Consider the following 4,024-nt stretch of genomic DNA (forward strand, 5'->3'; position numbering starts at 1 on the left):
GCCGGGAGGTAGGCGACGTCGGGTTCGGGTGGGATCGGTTCGCCGGTGGTGGCGTCCGTGCAGTAGGCCGCGAACACCTCGCCCGCCGTCAGCGGCCGCGGGAGCCCGCCCCGGAGGCTCCAGCCACGCACCTCCTGGTCGCCGCCGGCAGGCGGCTTCGAGCGGGCCACCAGGCCGCCTGGCTCGCCCGTGGCGAGCCCGACCGCGAGCACCGTGCAGAGGGCCAGGGCGGCGGGCTCCGGGACCCGCAGCTCGCCGCCGGCGTCGATCTCCGCCGTCAACTCGGCGGCCAGCGGCGCGGTGTCGGGCAGGACCGTGGCGACCAGGTGGTGCGCCCCCGGGCCGACCCGCTCGAGGACGGCGGCCAGCAGTTCGGCGGCCCGGCGGAAGGCGCAGCGGCTGAGCGGCGCGCCGCAGCCCCGGCAGCCGCCGGCCGCGGCCAGCAGGTCGCCGCCGAGCTCCCAGGCGTCCAGCCGCCGGCGGGCCGCCCGCAGCTCGGGGAGCAGCGCCTCGATCGGCTGCCCGGCGTAGGGCACGGTGGCGCCCTGGGCGGCGACCTCCGCCGTGTAGCGGGCGCGGCTGGCCGGGGAGTCCTGGGCCAGGCCCTCGCGCTCGCAGTAGTCGGCGAAGGCGGCCGGGTCGAACAGCGCGACGCTGGTATGGCCGTGCCGGCCCGTCAGCGAGCGCAGCAGGGCCTCGGTGGCCCGCAGATAGCCGGCGTGGTCGGCGAACCCCAGGCCTGGGCAGCGGTGCCGCAGCAGCGCGAAACCGGCCTCGTCCGCGACGACCGCGACCGTGCCGGCCGCCTCCCGCCAGCGGCCGCGCGGCGGCGCCGTCGTCCGCCGCCCCGCGCTGACCCCCTCCCCGCGGCTGTTCCTGACGCGCTTTCCGGTGTGTGCCATGCTTCCCCCTGGAATCGGAACCTCTTGGTCACCCACCGTAGTCGGCGCCACTGACAGTGGCCCGTTCCCGGCCGAGGCGCTCGAAGAAGCGGAGCAGTTCGAGGTCGTCCACGGAGCCGGGGTTCACCGTGGACTCGAGTGCCGCGCCCTGCAGCAGTCGCTTGACCGGCACTTCGAGACGTTTGCCGGTGAGCGTGTGCGGCACCCCGGGGACCTCGATCACCTCGTCCGGCACGTGGCGCGGGGAGAGCCGTTCCCTGATGGTGCGGCGGATGTCGTCACGGAGCGTGTCGTCCAGGGCGGCGCCCTCGGCCAGCCGTACGAAGAGCGGCATCCAGTAGCCGCCGTCGGGCAGTTCGACGCCGACGACCAGGGACTCGCGGATCTCCGGGAGCCGTTCGACGGCCTCGTAGATGTCGGCCGAACCCATCCGCACGCCCTGCCGGTTGAGCGTGGAGTCGGAGCGGCCGTGGATGACGACCGTGCCGCGCGAGGTGAGGGTGATCCAGTCGCCGTGCCGCCAGACGCCGGGGAACGTGTCGAAGTAGGCGTCCCGGTACCGGGCGTCGCCCTCGTCGTTCCAGAACCTGACCGGCATCGAGGGCATCGGGGCGGCCACGACCAGCTCCCCCACCTCGTCGGTCAGCGGTCGGCCGTCCTGCGCCCAGGCCCGCAGGTCGGTGCCGAGGCCCGGCGCCTGGAGTTCGCCGGTGTAGACCGGCAGGGTCGGCACGGCCCCGGCGAAGCAGCTGCACACGTCGGTGCCGCCGCTGACCGAGGCGATCCACAGGTCGGCGCCGGCCCGCTCGTGCAGCCAGCGGAACCCGTCGGGCGGCAGCGGGGACCCGGTGGTGGCCACGCAGCGGAGGGCGGAGAGGTCGAGGTCGCGGGCCGGGTGCAGGTCGGCCTTGGCGCAGGCCGTCACGTAGGCGGCCGAGGTGCCGAACAGGGTGGCCCCGGTGCGCTCGGCGACCCGCCACTGGGCGGCGGTGTCCGGGTACCCGGCGCCACCGTCGTAGAGCACCACGGTGGTCCCGGTGAGCAGCCCGGAGACCAGGAAGTTCCACATCATCCAGCCGGTCGAGGTGTACCAGAAGAACCGGTCGCCGGGGCCGAGGTCGCAGTGCAGGCCGAGTTGCTTGAGGTGTTCGAGCAGGATGCCGCCCTGGGAGTGGACGATGGCCTTGGGCAGCCCGGTGGTCCCCGACGAGTAGAGCACCCACAGCGGGTGGTCGAAGGGCACCTGGTCGAACTCGGGCTCGACGTCGGACGCGGTGAGCGCGCCCCACTCCAGGGCGCCGGCCGGCGCCGCGGTCCCGAGCAGCGGCACGTGGACGACGGCGCGGAGCGAGGGCAGCCCGGCGCGCAGTTCCTCGACGGTCGCGGCGCGGTCGTGCGTCCGGCCGCCGTAGCGGTAGCCGTCGACGGTGATCAGCACGACGGGTTCGACCTGCTGGAACCGGTCGAGGACGCTGCGGGCGCCGAAGTCGGGGGCGCACGACGTCCAGACCGCGCCGATGCCGGCGGTGGCGAGCAGCGCGACCGCGGCCTCGGGGATGTTGGGCAGGTAGCCGCTGACCCGGTCGCCGGGGCGGACCCCGAGTTCGCGCAGCGCGGCGGCCAACGAGCCCACCTGGCGGCGCAGTTCCGACCAGGTGACGGCCTCGGGTTCGTGGCGTTCGTCGACCCGCAGCAGCGCGGGCCGGTCGGCCAGGGCCGGGTCGAGCGCGGAACGGAGGGCGTGTTCCGCGTAGTTGAGGGTGGCGCCGGGGAACCAGCGGGCGCCGGGCATCCGGCGGTCCGCCAGGACGGACCGGTGGGGGGTGGCGAAGCGGACGTCGAACCAGTCGGCCACCGCCGCCCAGAACGCGTCGAGGTGGTCGACCGACCAGCGGTGCAGCGCGGCGTAGTCGGCCTCGGGGTGGTCGGACGTGGGCCGTGGCGCGCCGTGGTGGGCGGCGGCGTGGGCGTGGAAGGCGGTGAGCCGGGCGCCGGCCGCCCGATCCCGGGAGGGGCGCCACAGGGGCGCGGGCTCGGTGGGCGGCACGGCGTGCGCGGCGGTCATGGCGGCTCCCGTCAGGTGTACACAACATCGCTGTCACGTGGCACGTCTGGGCGAGACGATGCCAGGTGGGCGACGTGCGCACCAGGGTGGCGCGGCACGGGGCCGGGAGAGCCGGTGGGCGGACGACGGCGGCGGGCCGGGACCACCCCCGTCGGTTCCGGGCCGCCGCCGTCACCGAGTCCGACGCCGGGCCGCCGGCGACGGTTCTCGTCACCGGCACGTTGTCACGCTTTCGCGACGTCGGCGGAGCGCTGGGGAGATCTTCGGCACGAAGATGCCACCGCCGACCGGGGCCGGCGGCCGGGGGCGCCCGGGTTCAGAGCGTGCCGAGGTCGGGGCGCGGCGGGGTGGCGAGCAGCGGGCCGACGCGCTTGACGAGCAGCGTCAACTCGTAGGCCACCTGCCCGATGTCGGCGTCCGCCTCGGTGAACACGGCCAGGGCGCTGCGCGCACCGGCGGCCGTGACCAGGAGGAACGCGTCGTCCAGCTCCACCAGGGTCTGCCGTACGTTGCCGGTCTCGAAGTGCCGGCCGACGCCTCTGGCGAGGCTGTGGAACCCGGATGCCACCGCGGCGAGTTGCTCGGCGTCCTCTCTGCCGAGCGAGCGCGAGGCGCCTCTGGGCAGGCCGTCGGCCGCCAGGATCAGTGCGTGCCGGATGCCGGGCACGCGCTCCGCCAGTTCGTCGAGGACCCGACCCAACTGCGCTGCGTCGGGTGGGGCGCCGCCGTGGGCCGCGGCCTCGGGTGCGGTCATCGGTCCTGCCTTACGGTGCTCTCGCGGTGATCTCGCCGCTTATGGGCTTACGACGTCTCGGGGGTGGGGCCCGGTGGCGCGGCGCTCGGCCGGTCGCCGGACTGCTCGCGGCCGCGTTGCCAGCCGCGTTGGAGGGAGGCCATCCGGGCGCGGACCTCGTCCGCGTCCACGTCGGGCGGCACGTCGCCTTCGGGGTGGTCGCCGGGCAGGCCGCCGCCGGGGCCCGCGCCGCCGCCCTGGGGGGCGGGGCGGCGCACCCGCCGGGGCAGGCCGGTGCTGGTGCGCTCCTCGGTGGTCTGGGGG

The 4,024-nt window shown here is 75.8% G+C and carries 4 protein-coding genes; all 4 read right to left on the reverse strand.

Going from position 1 to position 4,024, the window contains the following annotated elements; genetic code table 11:
• A partial coding sequence (locus E1283_RS33190) for a hypothetical protein (protein WP_132821880.1) occupies nucleotides 1-902 on the reverse strand: 902 nt, incomplete at its 3' end.
• A 28-nt stretch (nucleotides 903-930) separates the two neighbouring features.
• Nucleotides 931-2,967, reverse strand: a complete 2,037-nt coding sequence (locus E1283_RS33195; protein ID WP_132821881.1) for an acetoacetate--CoA ligase — start codon at nucleotides 2,965-2,967, stop codon at nucleotides 931-933.
• Between the two features lie 316 nt (nucleotides 2,968-3,283).
• Nucleotides 3,284-3,721 (reverse strand): roadblock/LC7 domain-containing protein, encoded by a 438-nt coding sequence (locus tag E1283_RS33200; RefSeq protein WP_132821882.1) that lies wholly within the window; start codon nucleotides 3,719-3,721, stop codon nucleotides 3,284-3,286.
• Between the two features lie 47 nt (nucleotides 3,722-3,768).
• Nucleotides 3,769-4,024 (reverse strand): hypothetical protein (locus E1283_RS33205; RefSeq protein WP_132821883.1); only part of this gene is annotated, 256 nt, incomplete at its 5' end.

The organism is Streptomyces hainanensis, assembly GCF_004348415.1.
GTDB classification, from domain to species: domain Bacteria; phylum Actinomycetota; class Actinomycetes; order Streptomycetales; family Streptomycetaceae; genus Streptomyces; species Streptomyces hainanensis.

Coding starts and splice junctions, on each gene's coding strand:
- E1283_RS33200 (WP_132821882.1), bottom strand. CDS start 3,721: ATGACCGCACCCGAGGCCGCGGCCCACGGCGGCGCCCCACCCGACGCA.
- E1283_RS33195 (WP_132821881.1), bottom strand. CDS start 2,967: ATGACCGCCGCGCACGCCGTGCCGCCCACCGAGCCCGCGCCCCTGTGG.